Genomic DNA, 24,859 nt, shown 5'->3' with positions numbered 1-24,859 from the left:
GGGGTGATCATGCGTCTTTTCTAATAGTTAGTCGATTTGCAGCTATATGGAAACTTTTTGCTTGTTAATCCGTATTGAATGAAGGAATTCGATTGGAATTTATCGAAATATATCGTTGGCGATTTTATTTATAAAGGAGAATCGTTATGTCCGACTTTAATGTGAATATATTTCAGCACCGGGGCAGTTCATATAAAATAGGCTTGAATTTGGGACAGCAAATAGCTGGTACGCCTATAATAGATATCTTTGAAAATATAACTCGTGAACAGATAGATGTTACGAATATGAAAGCCATTTATTCAACATTTTCACCTCATTTATTGGAAGAACTTGAAGGTTTGGCAGAAGGAGCGCAAATCCCGTGGCAAAAAGCTGCTGCACTATTCAGCGGATTTGATGTCCCCAGACCAGAAGCAATGGGTTGTTCGGCGATGGTGACAAATGCGTATTATGTACGAAACTATGACTTCTCGCCTGCTCTCTATGATGGCTATTTCAGCTTAATTCAGCCTGAAGAAGGGTTTGCATCAGCAGGCTATAATCTGCAGGTTCTTGGCAGGCATGATGCTGTCAACCAGCACGGACTGGTAGTAGGTTTGCATTTTGTGAGCAACAACGGTTATACAGAGGGAATTTCTGCATGGATTACAATCAGGATGGTACTTGATACATGTTCTACCGTCACAGATGCAATCGAAATGCTGCGAGAAATTCCGCATGCTGCCTGTTACAATTTTTCCATGGGTGATAAAAAAGGTAATATTGCGGTTGTGGAAGCAAGTCCAGACAGTGTTATCGTGCGAAAAGACGAGTCCTATTTAACATGTGTGAACCACTTTCAGGATAAATCACAGCAACACAATAATAGATCAGTCATAAATAACTCAGAGAAACGCCATACATATATACAAAGCATAAAGAATGAACAGCTGACACAGCAGGAGGCTTTTGATCATTTTCGAGATAAGAAATCCCCACTGTTTTATACGGACTATGAAGAGCTGTTCGGAACGCTGCACACATTTGCTTATGATTTCAAGGATTCAAGACTATTGACTGCCATTGCCCAAAGCAGTCAGATAATCGATATTAATTTTGATGATTGGGTTGCTGGCAAAGCTATTCGTGACCAAAATTTACAGGGAATTATTGAATGAGGGGATAGGAGTGATTTTTTATGTACCCGGGACAGGAACCGATATTTGGGAAGTTGATCGTGCTGATAGTCATACTATCTCTAATAATATTTATCTTTAATACGATTATGCGAAAAATACTTAAAGTTAAACGAACCAAATTCTTTTCGCAAACTCATGTGAATGATTTACATAAAAAAGGTGATTCAATTATTGTAACACTAACTGTTATTGCAACAATTGTTGCAGCCATTATATTTTACGACCATCCAAACTTACCTATCAATAATTCATTGGCAGTCTTTATGGTATCGATGGTATTTTTATTCTTGCAAGAGGTATTTCGAGCAATCATCGAATGGAAGTATAAAAAAGGACAAAATGATTACCTGTATACTATCTTCCAATTAATATTTGTGCTTTTTGTTGGTTACTTCGCATTTCAGTCTGGAGGATTTGGATTGTTTCCTGATTTGTTATGACAGTAAAGCCCTAGCTATTTGAATTGACTGTTTTCACACATGCCGGTGTATCTTCGCTTAACTTTTCCCAGCCTAATCGATCGTTTTCACGCATGTCTACGCCTCCATTTGTTTTCTAGCTGGCCCAACAGAAAGAATGTTATTACGTTTAAATGTGCGCACTTGTCTTCGATAGTAACAGTAGGCAAGAATTTTATCATCATTATAATTGATTACACGGATATAACGCGCAGTTACGTTATTCTCATAATCAATATAAAAGATAACAATCTTTTCCTTAGTATCAATTGAACGCTGGATTAATCCATTCATTCTCAAACCACCTTTTAAGAACGTTTGTTCGTATTATAACACAATCTGTGAAAAGAATTCGATGATTTTACAAGTTTTTCTGATTATTTTTGCTGAAATAAGTACGAGATTGTGAAGGAAAAAAGGAGAAATTATAATGAAGAAGCTTGAAAAATTAATTGGTTGGGTTGAGGATATAAAAGAAAAAAACAAGAGTAGCGCTTCTTCATTATATATCCTTAAAGATAGCAAAGTAATATTGGAACATTATAGTGGTTATCATTCTAATTCTACTGAAGCAGCTCCAATCAATTCATCCTCGCTATTTAACGTAGCATCTGCAAGAAAAAGCTATCTTGGATTAGCAGTGGCTTATGCTCTTTATGAAGGAAAAATAAAAAGCCTTGATGATTATGCAATTGAATATTTTGAAGAAATAGATGAACAACTACTTGGAAAAACCACATTACGGCATTTAGTAACTCATTCACACGGTTTGCACGAAAAAAATGATGGCACTATTTTTAGAGAGTTTGAACCAGGTAATGGCTGGGCTTATAGAGGAATAAATGTGTTAATGATCACTTGGTTGGTAAATAGACTTTTTAATAAGAGTTTTCCAGAACTTTTAAATGAGAGAGTTTTTTTACCTTTAGGTTTATCGAAAACAGTCTGGCAAACTACGGAGAACGAAGCGTTAGTAAAAGAAATTATTAATCCAGATGAAGATGGTTCATATAAGTTGGGCAGTTCCAATAATGGTACTGAATCAAACCTTCATACGACTGCATCAGAGTTTGCACAATGGGGGAACTTCCATTTAAACAAAGGCTTTGCGAATGGGAAACAAATCATTCCAAAAGAAGTGATAGAAACCGCAACTCAAATTCAAAGCCCTATCTTCAAAAATATTAACCTCCCACAAAATGGACTGTTTTGGTATGTACAAGGAAATCCTGCCGATTACAGTGAGATTGGGGAAAGAGTCCCTAAGGGTTCTTATCAAATATTAGGAATAACAGGACCAACTCTTTTAGTGATTCCAGAATACAATGTTGTTGTAGCTAAAATGTATAACAAGAGATACAACTATGGTGATGACAATTACCTTTACTACCTAAGAGAATTTAGTAATTTAGTAGCTGATACCTTTCGAGAATAAATTGTGAAGTAAGTGTACTTAACTAACACGGGCAGTTGAACAAGAATGAGAGGGATTATTGTGTCTGAAAAGAGATATCATAGGGCTTTTGGTGTATATGGAATATATGTAAAGGATGGCAAACTACTAGTAATAAATAAGAATGGCGGTCCGTACATAAACCGATATGACCTTCCTGGAGGGAGCTTAGAAGAGGGAGAATCTTTGTCCGAAGCAATGAAAAGAGAGTTCCTTGAAGAAACGGGTCTTGAAATCGATATTGAAGCTAACATTGGTGTCACAGATTTCAAACTCCCTTGGCTGTGGAAAGATTTTACTGATCTCCACCATATAGCTGTTTACTACTCTGTTAAAAAGATAGGTGGATTGTTGAGCATTCCGGAACAATTTGATGGTCAAGTTTCACTGGGCGCAGTGTGGCTATCGGAAAAAGATGTCTCATTGGACAATGCTTCACCACTAGTTTTAAAGGCTTTCGAATGGCTAAGAACAAGGAATTTAGGTGTTGAGGCTAATACTTTTGAAGATTGGAATGTCTTAAACTAACGAGTATAAGAGTTGAACTAAACCTCATTTACTTTTAACAAAGGGAAGGGATTTAATGTATATTTTTCCGATTCTTCTATTCATCTCATTGGCAACTGTACTTATATTAATGATTTTTATTGCCTGTAAGATTGCTATTACGGGTAAAATTCCGAGAAGTTATTATACTCCATTGGAAGCATCATACGGGCAAGGAAAGGAATTTCATGAAGAAGTGCAGCAGGAAGAACAAGAAGATGAACAAGGCGACGATAAAAACAAAAACTATTCCTAGTTAAAAACGGGGAGTGAATTTTAAGTGCAAAAATGGTTTGGTTCGTCAGGTGTATGCATCAATGAAAACGGTGAATTACTTATGGTATTACAAGGAAAGCCCGAAGAGGATAAAACTTGGTCTGTTCCATCAGGCGGACTAGAAAAAAATGAATCTTTTGAAGAATGTTGTGTTAGGGAAATCAAAGAAGAAACAGGGTATGTTGCAGAAGTGGTTGATGAAATAAAGGTGAAAAAAGGTATTTATGAGAAAATCAATATTTCTTTCGAGGTTCACTATTTCCTTGTAAAGATTGTTGGTGGGGACAGAAAAATTCAAGATCCTGATAATTTAATATATGAAATTGCTTGGAAAAACTTAGAACAATTAATGGAGCTTTGTTTAAGTTTTCCTGAAGATAGAAACATTTTAATTAACAGCATAAAAAGCAATTATAGTCTTAATTAGTTATCAATACTATATTGAAATCAGCAAATCACCATTGTTTATTATTTTTTCAGAAGCAGGGTTAACTGACATTTTTCCATCACAAATTACCCCAATGAGCAGATCATCCTTATCTAAAAATTTATTCTGACATTCTCTAAACTGTTTTCCGATCAAGTGTTTAGGAACAGGCAAAGTTTTATACTGTTGGGAGATTATTTGTTCAATAGATGACCTATTTAAACAATCAGTATACGTTTCATGGAAAAATATGCCTCCCATAAACTCATTAGCTCGAATAATAGTTGTAGCCCCTGCTCTTTTAGCATTTTCAACATGTTTTTTTGTATGAAGTTCTGTTATGATTTTCACATTCGGATTAGCTACCCTTATGGAGATTGTAACTAGAATACTATACTGATCTGCCTCCTCTTCACCCCCAGTGAAATCCGAAGTCACAACAACTGTTTTAGCATGTTCGATATTTGCTTGTTCCAACGTATCCCTTTTAGAGGCATCTCCTTTTATAAACGTAAAATTAAGTTCAGGCGGATTATCTAGAGTAGCATCAATTAATACGACTTTTTCATCCTCTTTTTTTTCATTAATTTCCTTAATTAATTGCTTGGATCGTTCATTCCAACCAATAATTATTTGGTGATTTTCCATTTTTACACCACATTTCTGATTATTATATTACTTGTAATGTAAGAAGTAATAACTACTATAAATAATTACTCCATCAGCCAGTTAATATTTCTTCTCTTGCATATCGAACATTAACTTTTTTATGATTTGCTATAGAAAAGGCTAGTGTCAATGGTCCAACTTTACCGATGACCATAATAGTAATAATAATCACTTTACCAACCGAAGTTAAATCCCCTGTTAATCCCATGGACAAACCAACAGTACCAAATGCGGATACAGCTTCAAAAACAATCATAATAAACGAGGCATCTTCAGTTATATCCAGAATGAAAATGCCTATAAAAACAAAAGTGACACCAATGACAGTAATGGCTAATGAACGGACGACTGTTGAATCAGTAATTGCTCGTTGAAAAATACTTATTTCACTCTCCTTTTTAATAAATGAACTAACAGAGAGCATAAGTGCGAGAAATGTGGTTAATTTTATCCCACCACCTGTTGAGGCACTACCCGCACCAATGAACATTAATAAAATTATAAAGAACAGGGTTGGGTCATTTAAACTAGCTATCTCAAGCGTGTTAAATCCTGCAGTCCTAGGTGTTAATGCTTGAAAATAGGATGCTTGTATTTTATCACCTAATGAGAGGTTACCAATTGTGTTTGGGTTATCAAATTCTAGTGATAACACAAATATTATTGAAATGATATTTGTTATAATCGTACCAATGACCATTAGTTTTGTATGTAAGCTGAACTTTCCAAATTTTTTCTTCCTCCAGATATCGAAGATCACTGTAAAGCCGATACCACCTAGTATGAATGAAAATGTAATAATTATATTAATAATTGGATCTCCAATAAAACGTGATAAGCTATCTGACCAAGTGGAAAAACCCGCATTATTAAAAGCAGAGATAGAATGAAATAAGCTAGCAAACAAACCACCCTTCCAGCCTAGAATGGGTACCCAACGGATTGACAGCAAGGTAAATACAATAGTTTCAACTATTAAAGAAAATGCTAAGAGTTTTTTTGCAAGAATAATAACGCCACCAATTGAATTTTGGTTTAATGATTGGGTAATTAATACATGTTCCTTAAAACCAATCTTTCTACCTGCCATTAAAAAAATAAAAACTGCAAAAGTCATAATTCCTAATCCTCCAAGTTGAATCAAAAGAAGAATTATAATCTGCCCAAATAAAGTAAACGCTGTTCCTGTATCTACTACTATAAGACCAGTAACTGTCATTGCCGATGTTGCTGTGAAAAAAGCATTAAGAACAGTAATATGGTCAGTAGTAGCAAGGGGTAACTTTAATAATAAAGTTCCTATAAATATAAATGTCAAAAAAATCAATAATAAGAATTGGGGAGGATCTAATCTTTTTATTATGTTTTTCTCATTCAACTAGCTACACTCCCTCATTCTCAAAATGTTCAAGATTGTTATTACTCCCTATTGCAATTAATACATCGGTCACAATAATTTTTGTATCAGCCGGAGGAGAGATTAAAATATTGTTGGAGCTTCTTTTAATTGCAATCACACTACAATTGTACTTAGCTCGTATATCAAGTTCCGATAATGTCTTTCCAGCAATTTTTTTACTAGCTATAATTTCCACAATGCTATACTTATCAGATAACTCTATGTAATCAGTTACTTTATCTGATACTATATGGTTCGCAATACGAATCGCCATGTCACGTTCAGGGTGAATTATCTTATCAGCACCAATCTTTCTTAACACTTTCTCGTGATATTCATCCTGTGCTTTTACCCACACTTGTTCTATTCCCATTTCTTTCAGGATAAGCGTTGCTAAAATACTTGACTGTATACCCTCGCCAAGGCTGATAATTACACAATTAAAATTGCTGATTCCAACGGTTTTTAATGATTCTTCATCTATAGCGTCTAATTCTGCAGCATGGCTAACTAAAGATGAAAATTCTTGAACACGTTCTAGACTTTTATCTAAAGCCAGGACATCAACACCTTGACTCACCAATTCCTTACACAAGTTTCCACCGAAACGCCCTAACCCAATTACTGCAAATTCTTTACGCACTGGTTTTTGCTTCAAGTTGGTACTTCCTTTCCTTGTTAGGGTGTTATTTACAGTATCTACATAATTTTAAATTAATATAAGTTAAGTGTTTTCCATACAAATATATTTTGCATTGGATTGGATTCTTTCAATCAAGTCGGTAGAAAAAAGTTGAAGTGATTATTAGAATCAATTATGGAAACAATAATCATTTAACTCTATCTAACTTTATATTGTGCTTTCTCATGTTAAGTCTTATGATATAGTTATGATTTTTGATAAGGGATAGCTTAAATGCGTGTTAAGGGGTTTTTCAGTGATGTCAGCATTCAAATTATTTATAAATCGTTTATCTACTATTCATCTCATTGTTCTTTTTTACTTATTTGCAGTTTTGTTTTCAACAATTTTAATAAGCATACCTTATTTTCATCAAACAGGTGTAGGCTTGTCCTTTATAGATACATTATTTACTGCTGTAAGCGCAATAAGTGTTACCGGATTAACTGTTGTTTCAACTGCGGAAACATTTAATGCAGTTGGTAAAGTAGTTCTTGCAATAATTCTGCAGTTTGGTGGAATTGGAATTATGACTTTAGGAACATTTATTTGGATAATACTTGGAAAGAAAGTTGGACTTCGGGGAAGACAGTTAATTAAAATTGATCAAAATAGAACCACGTTTTCTGGATTAGTAAAATTAATGATAAGTATTTTTAAAATAATACTTATCATTGAATTGTTCGGAACAATCGTTTTGAGCACATATTTTTTGAGTTACTTTGACACATGGCAGGAAGCTTTGTTACAGGGATTTTTTGGAGCTGTGAGCGCGACAACTAATGCTGGATTTGATATAACCGGATCTTCACTAATCCCTTTTGCGCATGATTATTTTGTGCAATTTATAAACATGATTCTGCTAATTTTAGGAGCAATTGGATTTCCTGTACTAATAGAGGTGCAGGATTTACTTAGTGGGAATTACCGGGATATTAATAATAAGTATCATTTCTCCCTTTTTACAAAAATAACTAGTTTCACTTTTTTTAGTCTCCTACTTGCTGGCTGGCTAGTAATTTATGTATTAGAACGTAACGCCTTTTTAGCTGACAAGCTATGGCATGAGAAAATATTTTATAGCCTGTTTCAATCCGTTACCACAAGAAATGGCGGTTTAGCTACCATGGATGTTGGTGACTTTACAATTCCTACATTGTTAGTTATTTGTATTTTAATGTTTATCGGCGCCTCTCCAAGTAGTGTTGGTGGGGGAATTAGAACCACAACATTCGCTATTATGTTATTAGCAATTCTTAATCATGCTAAAGGTAAATCCAGTATTAAGGTGTATGGAAGAGAAATTGATCCAGATGATATTAATCGATCTTTCATTGTAATTACAACGGCAATTATGCTTTGTGCAACCGCAATTATTTTTTTAGCTAGCATTGAGCCTTTCCCAATAATAGAAATAATTTTTGAGGTTTGTTCAGCTTTTGGGACAACTGGACTTTCCATGGGAATCACTTCAGAGTTAAGCACAATCGGTAAATGTGTCATCATTTTTATGATGTTTGTAGGCAGAATTGGGATATTCTCATTTTTGTTTCTCATGAGAGGTAAAGAAACAAGGGATTTATATCACTATCCTAAAGAGAAGGTGATTATCGGCTAATGGGTATAAAAAATGCGCTAGTTGGTGGCCTAGTAGGTTTATTTGTTGGTACTGTTTTATCAAGAATTTCATTATTGTTAATTATTAGTAATTTTCACATTCTTTATATAGAGACACATCCGAATATCTATAGCATTATTGTCAAATTAGTATTTATTATCTTAGGCGTTATTATGAGCAGTAAAATGGTATAGTAAATCTTTTGTCCACTTACAAATGGGGAAGCAGGATAATAGATAATAAGTATGTATGTAAATGACATACTTATGGTTTAGTTTACTATTTGGTTAACCTACACCGTAGGAAGATGAGTTAAACATATTTTGAATTATAAAATTAACGTCATTATATTGAAGAAGCCGGAGATATTCAATCATATCTCCGACTTTTATTTTACACAAAACGCCTGTGCATCTTATTCCCATCATACGAGAATACAACCTGTTTTTCCTCCACATAGGTTTCCATGTGTACATCCATTTAGAAAACTTCATCAGTCGTTCCATTTCTCGTAAAATTCTTTGATGCCAGAGAGATATTATGAGTATTTCAAAATAAGCCCTTACGCAAGTTTTCATTTACAAAATAGAGCAAGTTCTGTAAAACCAATACAAGGTGATAATTAGGGGCCAGACCATAAAGCTCCTGTTCCTCCGGCAAAGCTAGACGTGAACAGGTGCAGTGGTCCTATGGTATCAGAAAATCCAATTCTCACTGAAGGGTGAAACTAATGGAAGTCAACATCTCAATCGAGATAAAGGTTCCCCACGTGCATTCGATGGTTAAAAGAAATCCTTAATATGTCGCCCAAGTATAAGCCGTTCGTATTCGTAAGCTTGCTTCGGAGAGCTTATATATTTATAAAAAATTTTTCTGATAAAAGTTTAATCAGCAGTAATTTAATAATTACTTATTAGTTCTAGCTATCTCATCACGGTCGGGTCCTTGTGGTGGTTGTTCCATCCAACCGTTCTCGATCATAATATTTGCTCCATCATTTGCGTACTTCGCAACTTCTGCAGTTAGTCGAACGTAATGCGCTCCTAGGTCATGTCTTGGGCTCATTCCCATACTTTGTCCATAATGTCCAATACTAGCAGAATTTAAAGCAGTAACATGAAACATCATCAGTTTATCTGAAAAAGGGGCAACACTGGAGTCCGTAGGTAAAATACTCCATGAGCTTGCCGATGGAAGAAGGTCTTTGCTTAATACAGAACCAAAAGTTTCAACATGCTTATCTGCAATATCTCTTCCTCTTACCATGTAATCACGAACTTGCTGGGACTTTGCCACTTGACTAAATCCCATAATTAGGGTTCGACCTAACTGATTTTGTATCAAATTAAAATAAATATTTGACATTTCAATAGCATTTAAAGGTCTGCGATTACCAAACCATCCTGCAAGATAACGTTCTTTTTGGACATATTCCACCTTTTTAGGTGCTGGAATATAAGGTGCTCTGATGAATGTTCCTTTGGACAACATGATTTCTGTTGCTTTGTTAAGCACTTTTGTTGACTCGTGTAAGCATTCGGTAAAGTATTCACACATATCCAAACGAGCGGAATTTGACAAAGCCAATGAGTAAGTTTTCAAACCGATTTTTCCGATATTTTGAATGTAGAATAGATAAAAATCATCCGTGTACAAACGTGGGGCTTCTTTATGAACATCTACTTCCTCTGAAAAACCATCAGGAATGGGAAGTTGTTCTTCCGTGAAAAATGATTTTAATTTTTTAACATGTGCCCGGGCTTGCTTCATTACAAGTTCAAGAACAGAACGGATTTCTTTATCTTCAACATGAGACAAAAAAGCCCCTATGGTACAAATTGATAACGTATCATTCTGATATGATAACCAAATGTTTGCGATTTCTGCTGATGTAAGTTCATTTTTATGGCTGGTTTTGGGAGCTTTCACATTTTTCCCCTCCATTACAAATATAGATTTAACAAGTATGTTTCCCAACCCTGTAAAGATTATTACACCATTATAATTCTTTGTTATGAAAGCTTCATAAACCTAATAAAAACCCCAATCAGTATTTCGAAGGGTAATGAAAACATTGGTAACCAAATTGGTCCGAGTAATATTCCGTTTACTTTAAACGTTGCCATAAAAGTAAGACCACTTGTAACGAAAGAAATGCTAAGGGTGCTTTTTTTACCGTTTGCATCACTGTAAGCATCCCAAATCGCAAAAAATAGCGATATTACAGTCTCAAGAAAAGTAGTGAGTAAAGCTAACGGGTGCACGAGTTAAAGAAGGAGTCTTTACGAAGCTTCTTTTTCTTATCGTACGAACAAAGTAGGTTAGCTCAAGAAGGAAGCTGAGTTAAGCAATTTTAAGTTTTAAAGTTGCCCCTGTGTTGTTAAAGTTAGTGAATTGAAGAAGCCGGAGATATTCAATCATAGCTCCGGCTTTCATTTCATACAAAACGCCTGTGCATCTTATTGCCATCATACGAAAATACAACCTGTTTTTCCTCCACATAGGTTTCCATATGCACATCACGACCCCATAGCTGATAGATGTATGGTATTACATTTTCCAAATACTTTAAATCAAGCTCTATTCCCTCGTAGCCATGGACTAGATAAAGCTCACCATTTCGCAAGTAATCTCCGTTTTCAACCTGTATATACGGGAAGCCGCCGTTGATCCTCATCGAGATAAGCTGATCTCTGACTTTCTCATAATCCTTTTCGGTAATCCGGTAGTCTCTGCCTTGCTTTTCAAACAAATACATATCTTCTTCTTGCACTATTTCTTTTGTTAAATAGTTTCGAATAAAGGAAATATCAGATTCAACTTCACGTACTTCAAACATCTTTTCTCTACCTGATTTAGGCTCAACACCTAACTTCCTCATTTCTTCTGTCGGGTTATTATAGCGTTCCTCAATATTTTCAAACATTTTTAATCCTAAATAGTATGGGTTGATCTGTTGTCTGGAAGGCTGCACAACGCCAGCATTCAACTTGGCAAACTCCACTACTTCATCAGTTGTTAGATCCATCTCCCGTAAAATTCGTTGATGCCAATACGAAGCCCAGCCCTCATATTGCAGAGGTGTTTTCTATGAAAGTCTGTTGTGACAAGCAAAACAAGAAGATACCAGAGGATGTAGAAAAGATGAGTGCCATAAAACATTTAAGTAATGATTTATTTATTGATTCATATTTTAAAGCTAAATCATTCAATTTAGAAAGCGATTTTATTTATTTTCTTTTAAATGAAATCACTACAAGAAGAATAGAGTCGAGAATTAATTAGTATATAATTTCTTACAAGTCTCCGAGTTTATAGGTATTTTTTAAGGATGAACAGGTGTTTCTAATTCAAATAGTGGATGCTTATTTGAATAGCACAATGCTTAATTTTATTAAAAAGCACTAGAAACTTGTATTTCATTTCTAGTGTTTTCAATTTTTGGTATCTAATATTGTTTTCTTGATAATTTTTTTCTGTCTTCAGTCAAGGGGGGTTCTTCCATCCATTTGTTTTTAATAGTAATATTCATTCCATCTTCCATATATTTGCCCATTTCAGAAGCTAGCCTTGTGTAATGGACTACCAAGTCTGCGCGTTGAGAAGTACCAATAGCCGTACCATAAAAACCAATCGTCGTTGAACCAAATAGTGATTTGTGGTACATCATAAGTCGGTCGGAAAACGGTGCAGTTGTCGAATTGGTAATTTCGGAGCTATTTGCTTTAGGAAAAGGGAGTTGTTCCAATGACAACACAGATTGAAGAATTTCACTATGTTTTGTGTATATTTCTGACCCCCGCCACAAAAATTTTTTTACTTCTTCTGATTTAGCAACCTGAGAGAATGCCATTGTAAAAGATTTACTTAACTCGATTTTTTTTAAATCCCAAAAGAGATGACTTATCTCAATGCAGCTTAGCGGTCTTTCACCTCCAAGTAATCCTTTCATGAAAGCTTGTTTTTCAATAAAATTGAAGGAGTTGGCAGGGCTAATGGTTGGTGGTCTTGACACAATACCCTTTTCCAATAGCAAATCTAACGAGTTATTGAAAAGCTCCATTGTTTCATTTTGACAATCGACAAAGTAGTCCCTTATGTCTCGTCGCACATTAGTAGTTAATGCAGCTGCATATCCAGCTAACCCGTTGACACTCATTACGTAGGTATAGGTTAGGCATATCGTATCTTCAAACAAACGAGGGGCTGTCAAATCGACATCATCCCCTGTAAATCCGTGAGGTATAGGGAAATTTTCATTTTTAAAATAGTCTTTGATGATTGGAATATGCCCTTCCGCTAAGCTTAAAGATAACTTTAAAACACTACGAATAGACTCATCTTCAACGTTTTCAAGCATGTATTTGTAAATACATATCGCCATCGTATCATTTTGATACTGCGACCAAAGGTTAGCAATCTCAGGAGCTGTAAGCTTCGCTATATGAGGCGTCTTCTCACTTTTGGTTTGATTGTCCATTTCTTTACCTCCGATTTTTTAAATCCCTTATTTTTTCTTTGCCAATTCATCCCTGTCTAATGCTCTAGGCGGATCTTCCAACCAGCCATTTTTAATCATGATGTTTGCACCATCCTCAGCATATTTAGTAATTTCAATTATTAACCTACTATATTGTACACCTAAATCCCTTCTAGGACTCATTGCCATAGCTGTGCCGTAATAACCAACACTTAAGGCAATTAAAGCTGTGGAGTAGAACATAATTAACTTATCGGAGAAAGTATAAGTAGTTGAGTCTGTCACTTCTGTATCCCCTGACATAGGAACAGGAATGTCATCCTCTCTCATGATGGAACCAAATATCTCACAATGTTTTTCAGAGATTTCTTTACCCCTTATAAGAAACTTTCTTACTTCTTTTGATTTTGCAACCTGGCTATACCCAATCATAGTAGCAACACCTAAAGCATTTCGTTGAAAATTAGCGTAGAGGTTCGTAATTTCTGTACCCGCCAAAGGTCTTCTATCACCAAAATAACCAGTAAGGAACTTTTGACTTTTTACAAAATCATAATTCTCAGGTGTAGGCAGATATGGTGATCTGATATAAAGTCCTTTGACTAATAAAAGTTCCTTTATTTCCCTAAGAAATTCAGCTAATTGTGAAATGCACTCATTAAAGTAACTGTAAACATCTGCCCTTACAGATAATGACAAACTGATACTGTACGCTTGTAAGGAAATTTGAGCGCCTTGATGAAGAAAATTCAAAACATATGTATCAGAAAATAATCTAGGAGCAGTTGCATCTACATCCTCCTCCGTATTAAAACCATATGGGAGAGGATAATTCTCTTTATTGAAAATTTCAGTTAGTGATTTTAGATTTCCTTGAACTAAATCCAAAGCTTGTTGGATAAGTGGTCTAATTTCCTCATCTTCTACCTTGGCTAAAAAATGTTGTAATTGACATGTTAATCCTTTGTCATTCATGTAACTAGCCCAAAGTTGTGTAATCTCTGCTGCTGTCAGTTTTACATGTCTTTCAAATTCCAATTGGTTTACCCCCATTAACGCTATAATTAACTCTCTAAACTCTATCCTATCCAATAATTACCTATAATATTTATCACCAACTTGTGTTTTAGAATAAAGATATGTCCCTTTATATCTGCTGTAAAATGCAAAGGACAGGGATTATCTGTAATTTACCCGGATGTAACTAATAATATTAGTATTAAAATTATTAATAAAAACGACTTTATCATGAATGAACGTACGTACGATTTACGATGTATATTACAGTAAAGAAAGCGAGAACAATCAACTTTGCAATATACTTTCGATAAATGAGGGGGAATATAATGTATTCAATTTATTATCTGCTTCATTACACGACATATTAAAAGGCAGAAGATATCTTCTGCCTCAGTTTCACACAAATCGCCGGTGCATCCTACTCCCATCATAAGAGAACACAGCCTGTTTTTCCTCTACATTGGTTTCGATGTGCACGTCTCTACCCCTCAGCTGGTAAATATATGGAAGCACATTCTCCAAATACTTCAGATCAAGCTCAATTCCTTCAAAACCATGAACCAGATATAGCTCCCCATTACGTAGGTAATCACCGTTTTCAACACATATATACGGAAATCCTCCATTAACCCTCATGGACACAAGCTGGTCTCTTACATTTTCGTAATCCTTATCGGTAATAAGATAATCTCTGCCCTTCTTTTCAAACAAATACATATCTTCCTGCTGTACTAATTCCTTGGTTAAATAATTTCGGATAAACGATATATCTGATTCAATCTCGCGTACTTCAAACATCTTCTAAATGCCTGAATTAGGCTCTATTCCCAGCTTGATCATTTCTTCTGTTGGATTATTGTAGCGTTCCTCAATATCTTCAAATATTTTCAACCCAAGATAATACGGGTTAATCTGCTGTTTTGAAGGCTGCACAACATTTGCTTTTAATTGTGCAAATTCGATGACCTCACCAGTTGTTAAATCCATCTCCCGCAATATCCGCTGGTGCCAATACGAAGCCCAGCCTTCGTATCGCAGAGGTGTTTTCTATGAAAGTCTGTTGTGACAAGCAAAACAAGAAGATACCAGATCTTATGATTTTTTAACAGCCACCGTTTCCTATCACATACATTATAAATATATATGACCGTCAAATTGCACACTAAATTGCTGGCACTCTTTTATTCATGACATAAAAGAAATTTCGTTCAAAGTTCAATTAAATTATTATATTGTTGGGCTACAATTTCAAATGCAAAAGAGGAATACATTGATTAGCATTATAATTGATTTAGAAAGTATTCTGATTGTTTATGTTAAAATAAGTATAGAGTTTGTGAACGATTACACTTAAACTAACGAAGCAGAATTGTTGAATAAGAAAGTATGTTTTATGTAATAGTTAGGGGGATAATGAATATGGACGTACTTAATAAATTTAAAGAACTTAAGACATTTAAAATTGAGGAAATTGAAGGATATTCACCACAAATTGGGCAGTTGGTTTCTATGATGGAATATGCTAGATTTACAACATTAAATGAAGTCCGGGGGTTAACTGTTGAGCAGTTAGATTTTTTGGCAAATAAAGAGGGTAATTCAATCGGTGCATTATTGCTACATATGGCTGCTGTTGAGTTTGGATTTCAAGTTGAGTTATTCAATAAGAGAAAGCCTAATAATCAAGAGATTGAAGAATGGGGAGCTGCCTACCAACTTGGTGATTTAGGAAGAAATCAGATTAAAGGTAATCCTTTAGAGTTTTATATCGAGAAATTGAAAAAGGTTCGTAACAGAACCTTAGAAGAGTTTAATAAAAGAAATGACAAGTGGTTATATGAAGAAGCAATTTGGGATAACAATTTATCCAATAATTATTTTATATGGTTCCATACCTTCGAAGATGAAATCAACCATAGGGGGCAAATAAGGATATTAAAAAAGATGCTACCTAACTTATAGATTGATTATGGTGATGATGGAACAATGTGAATTCTTCAACAAACGTGTGCGATTTTTTTAATAAGGCAAAGGTACTTAAATTGTAAAATATAGATATGTGAGGGAGGAAGAATATTGAAGAAACGGATTTATAGGACAAGATATATTATTGGTATGATTGGTTGTCTTCTTCTTATCATAAGTGGATTATATAATATCATCACTTATGGTTTATCATTTGGTTTTGTAATTCTTTCATTAGGTGGTTGCATTGGCTTTATTGGAGGAATTTACGAAGCAAGTAGAAGAAAAAAGAACTTCAATTAACGGGTGCGATTGTTTAATAAGAGATGATTTATTGCACTAATGGACAGAAGAGTTGAAGAAACTTAAATCTTATTCGACTTATTCATTTGCAATTAGAGGGGGAAACAATGGGCTTTATAATAACTTTCTTTAGTATTTGGTTGTGCAGCTTTTTAATTGCTAGGTTATTTAGTTTATTTGGTGGTAAATGGAGTCCCTTTGGTGAAACTTATTGGAAAAATGATTTAGTTATTTGTTTAGCCCAAGCTCTGATTATTACTCTTATATTCGTATTTTTCTTTTCTTTTAATACTAAATAATTAAAAGATTTCCATTGTGCTAACGGGTGCTTTTGTTAAAAAATAAATTACAGAGGAAGACTGAGTTGGAAAAAATTAAATGTACTAAATGCAACGAAGAAAATAATAGTTACTTAACAAAATGTAAATATTGTGGCAATAGATTTATACCTTTAGAAGCAAATAAAAAAGAATTAAAGTATTGTGAATGTGGTTGCCCAGTTCCAGTAACAAACGGAGTAGGATATTGTGTGAATTGTAAAGAGGAAGTATATGGTTCTGAACTTTTTTACTAATATAATAAGTTTATTTTATTTTCTTCACCACTCTGTAAAGTGTTGAAGAATGTTTCTCTTCTTCTTAAACAAACGGGTGCAATAGTTAAACAAGCCTTTGGTGCTGTTGCGGCAATAAAGGCTTGTTTAGTAAAGATATGAGTTGAAAATATGTGTGTAGTTTTTTCTATTTTTGGTAGAAAATGATGGTAAAATAAATAGTGTTGTATTATATAGTATGATTTTATTTTTGAGAGGAAGATGTTTGTGAAAACAATTGCAGTTTACTGTGGTTCTAGTAAAGGAATTGACCCAATCTATATGGAAGAAGCTAAAAAACTCGGAAAAGTTCTAGTAGATAATGGATTGGACCTTGTTTATGGAGGAGCAACAGTTGGTTGTATGGGGGCAGTTGCTGATGCTGTTATGGAAGCAGGTGGTAAAGTAATAGGTGTTATACCAGAGAAGTTAAAGAACGTTGAAATAGCTCACCAACAACTATCTGAACTACATGTCGTTAGCACTATGCATGAAAGAAAGGCGTTAATGGCAGAGTTTGCTGATGGATTTATTGCATTACCTGGTGGTTCTGGAACTTTAGAGGAATGGTTTGAAGTATTTACTTGGGCGCAACTAGGATACCATAACAAACCGTGTGCATTACTCAATATTAACGATTACTACTCACCTATATTATCACTTTTTGACCATATGATTGAACAAGGGTTTGTTAAAAAGGAGTATAAAGAATTAATAGTTATTGATGGGGATTCAAAAGAGTTAGTTAATAAGCTAATGACATACGAGGGTGCTTATATACATAAATGGTAATAAACTATCACTATAATTATAAATTGAAAAGAGGGAAGAAATCATGGAACAGTTGCTAAAAGAAATAAAGTTACTGAGTGAAAGAGAACCAAAAACGTTAGAACAAATGGCATTGAAGTTATCTGAGGGGTTGGTGAAACCTCCCAAGCTGTTTCATCTTATCTAAAAGCAAGTGGAAGTGACTATAAAGAGTTGGGAATTGATGATGTACAAGAAAAATGTATTGATGCTGTTATAGTAGCTTTAGCTATGTTTTATAAATTATCTGAAAATGATGAAGAATTCCAATAATTAGTTAGTAAAAAGATGGATAAGTGGGAAAGTAAAATGAGTTATCAAAGTTAATTAATCATAATATGTGAAAGGATTCACTTACACTAACGGGTGCGATTGTTCAATAGGAGCAGTCGCTTCCCATGATCAGCTAACGCAGCAGGTTAGTGTAACAAGAAAATGTATAAAAAGCTTTTATTATTAAGGAGTTGATATTTACTTGACTAATTTATTTTTTGTTAGACATGCGCACTCTACTTATACGCCCTTTGAATTGGGAAGACCTTTATCGGAAAGAGGTTTTACTGATGCAACAATCGCTACTGAATTATTAAAAACATAGGAAATTGACCTTGTTGTTTCAAGTCCATATAAAAGAGCTGTTCAAACTGTTAGTGGTATTGCTGAATACATAGATAAAGAGGTTGAAATTGTAGATGGTTTTAAAGAACGAACTTTAACCACAGTCCCTGCCAAAGATTTTACTCTTGCAATAACAAGAGTATGGGAGGATTACAATTTTGCGTGGGAAGGTGGAGAATCCAATATTGTTGCTCAAAAAGAGGTGTAGATACTACTTATGATGTATTAGATAAGTACGAAGGTAAAAACGTCGTTATCGGTACACACGGTAATATAATGGTTTTAATTATGAATTTCTTCGATAATCAGTATGATTTCTCTTTTTGGAAAAATCTCGATATGCCATATATTTATAAATTAACTATTGATGGTAGAGAGCTAAGAAGTGTAAAAAGATTATGGGAAAGGCTTTGATTTTGCTTTTCAACTAAAGTACGGCGATAGTTGCACAAGCCGCATCTCCCGTATGACGATAACGGGAAGAATAGTAAATAATTTGATTTACATTATTTGTTAACGATGATATTATAATAAACAATATTAAAGGCAATGAAGAGAAGAGTAGATAAATAAATTCTTTACAGAGAACTCCAGTTGGCTGAAAAGGAGTAAGAATATGTTTATTGAACCAAGTCTCTGAGCATTACATTGGAACCTTATAAAGGGGATGGTGTAACGGGAGCTCCCGTTAAAGGGCTAGGGTATAAGCATGTATTTGTCCGTACCTGAAAAGGTTAATATGGTGACATATTAATAAACTGGGGTGGCAACACGACGATTATATAATCTCGTCCCCAAGACGAAAGTCTTGGGGGTGGGATTTTTTTGTTGGTTAAAATATCGTGAGTCACAAAATGAACAATTTAGAGGAGGTTTATTAATGAATATCAGAAAAATAGCGGATACATGGAAGTATCCATCTATTATATTATTTAGTATAGGAATTTCAAATATTGGGGCATGGGTATATTTTCTTGCATTAAATCTAATCGTTTTTAATATGACAGGTTCTCCCCTTGCAGTAGCAGTTCTTTATATTATTAACCCCTTGGCTACGTTATTTACGAACTTATGGGGGGGGAGTGTCATTGACCGCATAAATAAAAAGCATCTCATGGTTGCTTTAGATATTATCCAGGGAACTCTTCTTGCTTGTTTAGCATATTTCACTAATACATTGTGGATAATTTATTTGCTCGTCTTTTTTATTAATATGGCTTCATCAGTATATGGTCCAACTTCGGTTAGTTATATTACAAGGTTAATTCCAACCGAACAAAGGCAACGGTTTAATTCTTTAAGAAGTTTACTTGATTCTGGTGCATTTATACTTGGACCAGCAATTACAGGGGTGCTATTTATGATTGGTACGCCTATTTACGCTATTGTTATTAATGCGATTGCTTTTTTCTTTTCAGCTTTAGTCACCTTATTTATGCCAAATGTTGAAAAGCGTCGAGTTAGGAAATCATCAAATCTAAGATTATCACTTAGCTTATTAAAGCAAGATTGGAAAGAGGTATTACAATTTAGCCGTAAGTTTTTGTATGTCATGACTGTTTATTTTCTATTTAGTGCTTTCATTGTCATGCAAACGGCTATTGATTCACTGGAAGTAGCGTTCTCAAAAGAAGTTATTTCTTTATCAGATGGCGAATATGGCTTTCTTGTAAGCATTGCAGGTGCGGGAATTCTCGTAGGCTCTTTGATGAATGTCCTATTCACAAAAAAATTAGCTGTTTCTTTACTCATTGGGATAGGCTCAGTCATGGTATCAGTAGGATACATTATTTTTGCATTCTCTAATAATTTCTTGATTGCATCCGTGGGGGTATTTATACTAGCATTTTCACTTGCCTTCGCAAACACTGGTTTTTACACCTTTTATCAAAACAACATTCCAGTTGAAGTCATGGGACGGGTAGGGAGTATTTACGATTTTGTGGAAGCTTTATTGGTCATAGTTATAACTTCTATATTTGCTGTAACATCTCAATTAATATCCATTCAGTTTGTTGTTGTCTTTGGTGCAATTTTTATGTTTTTACTAACGCTTGCATTATTGTTATTTAGTATTCAACCATCAAAGAGTAAATACTACAGAGCTACTCTGGAAGAAGTGAAAGAAACAATTTAATAACCATAGTTTTCATATACCCTAAGATTTATTAAGCTAATGACAAGTTTTTCAAGGGTTGTCGATTATTTATGTTTTAATACAGATATATTGAATTTGTGAAACAATATACTTAAACAAACGGGTGCGTTACTTGAATAAGGCTAAACATCTCTTGTTGAACTAAAGGAGCAGAATAGTGCAATAATTTTTATAAAAAACTAGCTCTAATTTTAATATAATTAAGCTAATGAGGAGGGGGTAAAAAGTATGGAGAATATAAAAATTATTCTATCAAAGTGGGAGCAAAGTTGCCCCCTGTGTTGTTAAAGTTAGTAAATTGAAGAAGCCGGAGATATTCAATCATATCTCCGACTTTTATTTCACATAAATCGCCTATGCATCTTATTCCCATCATACGAAAATACAACCTGTTTTTCCTCCACATAGGTTTCCATATGCACATCACGACCCCATAGCTGATAGATGTATGGGAGCACATTTTCCAGGTACTTTAGATCGAGCTCAATCCCCTCATAGCCATGGACAAGATAAAGCTCACCATTCCGCAAGTAATCCCCATTCTCAACCTGTATATACGGAAAACCGCCGTTGATTCTCATCGAGATAAGCTGATCTCTGACTTTCTCATAATCCTTTTCCGTAATCCGGTAGTCTCTTCCCTGCTTTTCAAACAAATACATATCTTCCTCTTGCACCATTTCTTTTGTTAAATAGTTTCGAATGAAGGAAATATCGGATTCAATTTCACGTACTTCAAACATCTTTTCTCTGCCTGAATTAGGCTCAACCCCTAACTTCCTCATTTCTTCTGTCGGGTTATTGTAGCGTTCCTCAATATTTTCAAACATTTTTAGCCCAAGATAGTATGGGTTGATCTGCTGTCTGGAAGGCTGCACAACCCCGGCATTCAATTTAGCAAACTCCACTACTTCATCAGTTGTTAAATCCATCTCCCGTAAGATTCGTTGATGCCAGTATGAAGCCCAGCCTTCATTCATGATTTTCGTCTCTAGCTGTGGCCAAAAATATTGCATTTCCTCCCGCATCATCGTTAATATGTCACGCTGCCAATCTTCAAGTTCACGACTGTACTCCTCGATAAATAGCAATATATCTTTTTCCGGATTTGGGGGGAACTTTTTTCGTTTATTCCTTGGACTTGGTTGTTTATCTGCTTCACTTTGATCCAAATTCCATAAATCATCATAGGCGGTTTTAACTTTTGGCGTTGTCTCTTCTTCCTCTTCATTCTGTTCTGGGAGATTACGTCTTATAATAGATGGGTCAATATGTTCCTGAATCGATAAGACAGCATCCAGAAATTGCTCGACTTCATCTTTTCCGTATGCCATTTCGTAGTTAGCAATCCGCTCGGCGGTCGCAGTCATGCTCTCGACCATATCCCGTCTGGTATTTGCAAATCGGGCATTATTTTTGAAAAAATCACAATGTGCAAGTACATGGGCAATTATGAGCTTATTTTGAATAAGGCTGTTTGTATCGAGTAAAAATGCATAACAGGGATTAGAATTGATAACAAGTTCATAAATCTGGCTGAGACCAAGATCATAATGCAGCTTCATTTTGTGAAACTGTTTTCCGAAACTCCAATGGCTATACCGTGTTGGCATGCCATATGCACCAAATGTATAAATTATATCAGCAGGACAAATTTCATAACGCATTGGATAAAAATCAAGACCAAATTCAGTCGCGATTTCCGTGATTTCATCTATCGCGCGATTAAGTGCCTTTGTTTCCGTCAAAATAATCCCTCCAGGTGTGCTTTCTATAGTTTATGACGCCAGAAAGGAATAATGAACTATTGAATAAAAGAAAGTGATGCACTAATTTCTTCTAAATGGTTCTCATCCGCCCATAAAATAAAGTAATTGTACGTGTCTCCACCTATTTGAACAGGGTTCGGATATCGGACAATTAAGGCTGCCTGATTCTCCATTTCGGGTGGCTGGTCGGCAGATGGGAAAATAAAGCACGCCTCTTGAGACTGAATCTGCGTGTTAACAATCCGTGGGGCAGATCCATAAGGCATTAGCTGGTGGAATGCTTCGTTTTGGCAAACCTGATTAAGCGGACTATCTGAGGATATTGCCGAAATCTGAAAAAATCCATCTGGCCCTTCATATCTTTCTGCTGTTACGCTTTGCCAGTTTGCTGGGTATTGAAACTGAACATTATATTCAGTGTTGGTATACGTCTTTTTCAATGGCGATCGAGGTGTTGGTGACCACTGTAATGCCATAATCGACACACCCGCGATCAACCGAATCGGTACTGGATGTGTTAAATCCATCATCCACATTTCGTTGGCAAATTCCTGCTCGTTACAGCCTGATAAATAGGCGATTCTGCTACCATCGCTTGACCATGTAACTGGTGTCGCAAAACAATTTGATATTGCTCTTGTACGATCATTCTGCCCTTGATTACCAGCAGTTCGAATTAATGAAAAATACCCCCTGTCTTCAAACGCAGTAGCACTATAGAGAATCGTTCTTGAATCAGGTGACCATTCAGGGAAATAATTTTTGGCAAGTGGCCCACCCACTACTTCAAAGACGCTACCTGTTGCTATTTGTACGATAAAGATTAGCGAAATGCTAGCGCCAGGAGTAGTATAAAGCACATACAAACCATCTGGAGAAAGACGTACATTATTGTGCCTTCCACCTGTGTTTTGCGTGATTTGTCGCTTATCGGATCCATCCTGCCTAATACGGTAAAGCTGGCTTACCCCTGATTCATCAGGTGCCTGAAAAACGAGTTCCGTACCATTTGGAAACCACTGTACATCTGTCGCACCAGGCTGACTTATTCGCTGAACCTGGTGTGTGTTAACATTGTACAAAATAATATTATCCTGCTTTGTGTAAGTGAGTTTTAGACTATCTGGGGACCAGCTTACATAATTGCCAAACCCTTCATCAAATTGATCAATACGTACAACAGTTCCCTCTTCTACATCAACGACATAGAGTATTGCGTTTTTTCCAACAAAAGCTATCTTGTTACTATTTGGGGACCAAAAAGGTGTAGAAAAGGATTCACCTAAACCTGTTGTAAGCTGCGTACTAACACCGCTCATAAGGTCATATAACCAAATATCGAATCCATCCCCAGTGTTTGCTGTGTAAGCAATTGACCCGCTCAACCCAGGCGGTGCATAAGGAATAATTAACCTCATCCCAGGAAAAATAGCATTAGTTGGTAAACGGTTCACATTTCTAATCAGCTCTGTATTAACGAGTCCACCAGTAGTAACGTTAAATCTTCTGCCAATCTGAAACAGTGAATCCCCAGGTTGGACAATATAGTAAGGAACGCCGGGCGGTACTTTCAATAACTGTCCTTCCTGAATAATATATGGAGGCTCAAGTCCATTCGCTTCGATAATGACAGATTGTGGAACTTTGAAAATTTGCGAGAGATTATAAACGGTATCTCCTGCCCTTACACGAATAACATCAACACCTGGTGGTACAGAAAGCTGTTGCCCAATAAATATCGTGTAAGGTGGCTGTATATTGTTTGCAGCGATTAGAGAATCAACTGGTATCCCCCAGCGAATTGCAATCTGATACAATGTGTCGCCAGGACGGACCGTGTAAAAAAGTTGCATAATATTCACTCCTGAATTATTTAGTTACGAATCTTCATCCTTCTGCCTATAGATTATTCATTCAGACAGCTGGAGGTTCGGAACAGCATCTGCCTATGAAAAGTTATTCCATTTTTCCTTTCCTGAATGATTAATTCAATCATGGAAAATATAAAGTCTAGGAGGGATTACCATGGATCAGCATTTTTTATCGATTGAGGAATTTAACGAGTTATTAAATAATTGGAATGGGCAAACAATTAAAATTTCAAAGATTGAACTTGATGATGTAGATGAAACATTAATACAGTTGAAAAATATTTCTTACTCTACTAACACGAGAAGAATTGATGACTATGAACCCATGCATGCATTGCAATTTAATGGCATAGGTAATGTTAATACCGATTCCAAGGAACACCAGCCATTGCCTTCAGAAATTTATGAAATACCACTGGAAGACTCCTCATTATATGAATTTAACGGATCGAGTTTCTTACTGAGCACATCTAGAGGAGTTTATAAAATTGAACTAGCATAAGAAATATTATTCGACAAATATCGGGGAGTGACAGGCACCAAGATAAACCGGGAAGTGCGTAC

25 protein-coding genes, 3 pseudogenes and 1 other annotated feature are annotated in these 24,859 nt (G+C 35.3%); of the genes and pseudogenes, 17 read left to right on the top strand and 11 right to left on the bottom strand.

Translation table 11 applies throughout. From position 1 onward, the window contains the following. Positions 1–146 precede the first annotated feature (146 nt). The gene (locus tag BLS02_RS01055; RefSeq protein WP_092491115.1) at positions 147–1,160 is read left to right on the top strand and encodes a C45 family autoproteolytic acyltransferase/hydrolase; all 1,014 of its coding nucleotides are present in this window, start codon (positions 147–149) and stop codon (positions 1,158–1,160) included. A 20-nt stretch (positions 1,161–1,180) separates the two neighbouring features. Next, positions 1,181–1,621 carry a DUF4181 domain-containing protein gene (locus BLS02_RS01050; protein WP_092491114.1) on the top strand — a complete coding sequence of 147 codons (441 nt, stop codon included), beginning with the start codon at positions 1,181–1,183 and terminating at the stop codon, positions 1,619–1,621. Between the two features lie 96 nt (positions 1,622–1,717). On the opposite strand, the gene BLS02_RS01045 is transcribed toward BLS02_RS01050, so the two are convergent. Next, on the bottom strand, positions 1,718–1,933 hold the full coding sequence (locus BLS02_RS01045) for a hypothetical protein (RefSeq protein ID WP_092491113.1): 216 nt from the start codon (positions 1,931–1,933) through the stop codon (positions 1,718–1,720). Positions 1,934–2,069: 136 nt separating this feature from the next. Here BLS02_RS01045 and BLS02_RS01040 point away from each other — a divergent pair, with 136 nt between their 5' ends. The 4 genes from BLS02_RS01040 to BLS02_RS01025 are packed head-to-tail and all read left to right on the top strand — an operon-like array spanning position 2,070 to position 4,341. Continuing rightward, positions 2,070–3,074, top strand: coding sequence for a serine hydrolase domain-containing protein (locus BLS02_RS01040; RefSeq protein ID WP_092491112.1), 1,005 nt, complete (start codon positions 2,070–2,072; stop codon positions 3,072–3,074). 60 nt (positions 3,075–3,134) lie between these two features. Then, on the top strand, positions 3,135–3,620 hold the full coding sequence (locus BLS02_RS01035) for an NUDIX hydrolase (RefSeq protein ID WP_254788693.1): 486 nt from the start codon (positions 3,135–3,137) through the stop codon (positions 3,618–3,620). Between the two features lie 55 nt (positions 3,621–3,675). Continuing rightward, positions 3,676–3,894, top strand: a complete 219-nt coding sequence (locus tag BLS02_RS01030) for a hypothetical protein (RefSeq protein ID WP_092491110.1) — start codon at positions 3,676–3,678, stop codon at positions 3,892–3,894. A 24-nt stretch (positions 3,895–3,918) separates the two neighbouring features. After that, entirely contained in the window at positions 3,919–4,341 is a 423-nt protein-coding gene (locus BLS02_RS01025) for an NUDIX hydrolase (RefSeq protein WP_092491109.1), read from the top strand. Positions 4,342–4,350: 9 nt separating this feature from the next. Here the strand turns inward: BLS02_RS01025 and BLS02_RS01020 are convergent, their stop codons facing one another. The 3 genes from BLS02_RS01020 to BLS02_RS01010 form a co-directional block, all read right to left on the bottom strand. Continuing rightward, positions 4,351–4,989 (bottom strand): potassium channel family protein, encoded by a 639-nt coding sequence (locus BLS02_RS01020; RefSeq protein WP_092491108.1) that lies wholly within the window; start codon positions 4,987–4,989, stop codon positions 4,351–4,353. A 73-nt stretch (positions 4,990–5,062) separates the two neighbouring features. Next, complete coding sequence (locus tag BLS02_RS01015; RefSeq protein WP_092491107.1) at positions 5,063–6,388, bottom strand: TrkH family potassium uptake protein; 1,326 nt, start codon at positions 6,386–6,388, stop codon at positions 5,063–5,065. Positions 6,389–6,392: 4 nt separating this feature from the next. Beyond that, entirely contained in the window at positions 6,393–7,052 is a 660-nt protein-coding gene (locus BLS02_RS01010) for a potassium channel family protein (protein WP_092492190.1), read from the bottom strand. Positions 7,053–7,350: 298 nt separating this feature from the next. Here BLS02_RS01010 and BLS02_RS01005 point away from each other — a divergent pair, with 298 nt between their 5' ends. Further along, a complete protein-coding gene (locus tag BLS02_RS01005) occupies positions 7,351–8,709 on the top strand; it encodes a TrkH family potassium uptake protein (RefSeq protein ID WP_092491106.1) in 1,359 nt (452 codons plus the stop codon). 906 nt (positions 8,710–9,615) lie between these two features. On the opposite strand, the gene BLS02_RS00995 is transcribed toward BLS02_RS01005, so the two are convergent. Both BLS02_RS00995 and BLS02_RS00990 read right to left on the bottom strand, forming a co-directional pair. Continuing rightward, the gene (locus tag BLS02_RS00995) at positions 9,616–10,638 is read right to left on the bottom strand and encodes a DUF3231 family protein (RefSeq protein ID WP_254788692.1); all 1,023 of its coding nucleotides are present in this window, start codon (positions 10,636–10,638) and stop codon (positions 9,616–9,618) included. A gap of 508 nt (positions 10,639–11,146) precedes the next feature. Beyond that, a pseudogene (locus tag BLS02_RS00990) lies at positions 11,147–11,785 on the bottom strand (SpoVR family protein); the annotation flags it as partial. A gap of 14 nt (positions 11,786–11,799) precedes the next feature. Between BLS02_RS00990 and sda the strand changes: the two are divergent. Further along, a complete protein-coding gene (gene sda, locus BLS02_RS00985) occupies positions 11,800–11,994 on the top strand; it encodes a sporulation histidine kinase inhibitor Sda (RefSeq protein ID WP_092491103.1) in 195 nt (64 codons plus the stop codon). Between the two features lie 163 nt (positions 11,995–12,157). Here sda and BLS02_RS00980 read toward each other — a convergent pair whose 3' ends face one another. From BLS02_RS00980 to BLS02_RS00970, 3 genes and pseudogenes are all read right to left on the bottom strand, one after another. Beyond that, on the bottom strand, positions 12,158–13,189 hold the full coding sequence (locus BLS02_RS00980) for a DUF3231 family protein (protein ID WP_092491102.1): 1,032 nt from the start codon (positions 13,187–13,189) through the stop codon (positions 12,158–12,160). A 27-nt stretch (positions 13,190–13,216) separates the two neighbouring features. Then, positions 13,217–14,227 carry a DUF3231 family protein gene (locus BLS02_RS00975; protein WP_092491101.1) on the bottom strand — a complete coding sequence of 337 codons (1,011 nt, stop codon included), beginning with the start codon at positions 14,225–14,227 and terminating at the stop codon, positions 13,217–13,219. A gap of 378 nt (positions 14,228–14,605) precedes the next feature. Continuing rightward, positions 14,606–15,256, bottom strand: a pseudogene (locus BLS02_RS00970) (SpoVR family protein); the annotation flags it as partial. A gap of 372 nt (positions 15,257–15,628) precedes the next feature. On the opposite strand from BLS02_RS00970, the gene BLS02_RS00965 reads away from it, so the two are divergent. The 8 genes and pseudogenes from BLS02_RS00965 to BLS02_RS00930 all read left to right on the top strand — a co-directional run bounded on the left by BLS02_RS00965 (position 15,629) and on the right by BLS02_RS00930 (position 20,634). Beyond that, a complete protein-coding gene (locus tag BLS02_RS00965; RefSeq protein ID WP_092491100.1) occupies positions 15,629–16,171 on the top strand; it encodes a DinB family protein in 543 nt (180 codons plus the stop codon). A 114-nt stretch (positions 16,172–16,285) separates the two neighbouring features. Continuing rightward, positions 16,286–16,477, top strand: coding sequence for a hypothetical protein (locus BLS02_RS00960; protein WP_092491099.1), 192 nt, complete (start codon positions 16,286–16,288; stop codon positions 16,475–16,477). A 107-nt stretch (positions 16,478–16,584) separates the two neighbouring features. Beyond that, positions 16,585–16,776 carry a hypothetical protein gene (locus tag BLS02_RS00955; RefSeq protein WP_092491098.1) on the top strand — a complete coding sequence of 64 codons (192 nt, stop codon included), beginning with the start codon at positions 16,585–16,587 and terminating at the stop codon, positions 16,774–16,776. A gap of 65 nt (positions 16,777–16,841) precedes the next feature. After that, the gene (locus BLS02_RS00950; RefSeq protein ID WP_092491097.1) at positions 16,842–17,051 is read left to right on the top strand and encodes a hypothetical protein; all 210 of its coding nucleotides are present in this window, start codon (positions 16,842–16,844) and stop codon (positions 17,049–17,051) included. A gap of 246 nt (positions 17,052–17,297) precedes the next feature. After that, complete coding sequence (locus tag BLS02_RS00945; RefSeq protein WP_092491096.1) at positions 17,298–17,861, top strand: LOG family protein; 564 nt, start codon at positions 17,298–17,300, stop codon at positions 17,859–17,861. Positions 17,862–17,904: 43 nt separating this feature from the next. Next, positions 17,905–18,027, top strand: a complete 123-nt coding sequence (locus tag BLS02_RS19255; protein WP_302846728.1) for a hypothetical protein — start codon at positions 17,905–17,907, stop codon at positions 18,025–18,027. A gap of 327 nt (positions 18,028–18,354) precedes the next feature. Further along, a pseudogene (locus BLS02_RS00935) lies at positions 18,355–18,911 on the top strand (histidine phosphatase family protein). Positions 18,912–19,037: 126 nt separating this feature from the next. Beyond that, positions 19,038–19,296, top strand: a binding site (T-box leader). An 81-nt stretch (positions 19,297–19,377) separates the two neighbouring features. Then, positions 19,378–20,634, top strand: a complete 1,257-nt coding sequence (locus BLS02_RS00930) for an MFS transporter (protein ID WP_092491095.1) — start codon at positions 19,378–19,380, stop codon at positions 20,632–20,634. Between the two features lie 362 nt (positions 20,635–20,996). Here BLS02_RS00930 and BLS02_RS00925 read toward each other — a convergent pair whose 3' ends face one another. After that, positions 20,997–22,403: a SpoVR family protein gene (locus BLS02_RS00925; protein WP_092491094.1), complete on the bottom strand. Its 1,407-nt coding sequence runs from the start codon at positions 22,401–22,403 to the stop codon at positions 20,997–20,999. Between the two features lie 56 nt (positions 22,404–22,459). Then, positions 22,460–24,277 (bottom strand): LysM peptidoglycan-binding domain-containing protein, encoded by a 1,818-nt coding sequence (locus BLS02_RS00920; RefSeq protein WP_092491093.1) that lies wholly within the window; start codon positions 24,275–24,277, stop codon positions 22,460–22,462. Between the two features lie 172 nt (positions 24,278–24,449). Between BLS02_RS00920 and BLS02_RS00915 the strand changes: the two genes are divergently transcribed. Beyond that, positions 24,450–24,797 carry a protein YmzB gene (locus tag BLS02_RS00915; RefSeq protein ID WP_092491092.1) on the top strand — a complete coding sequence of 116 codons (348 nt, stop codon included), beginning with the start codon at positions 24,450–24,452 and terminating at the stop codon, positions 24,795–24,797. Positions 24,798–24,859 lie beyond the last annotated feature (62 nt).

This window comes from Virgibacillus salinus (genome assembly GCF_900102415.1).
GTDB classification, from domain to species: Bacteria; Bacillota; Bacilli; order Bacillales; family Amphibacillaceae; genus Lentibacillus; species Lentibacillus subterraneus.
The sequence above is the reverse complement of the archived record's forward strand: the minus strand, read 5'-3'. Positions and strand labels throughout refer to the sequence as shown.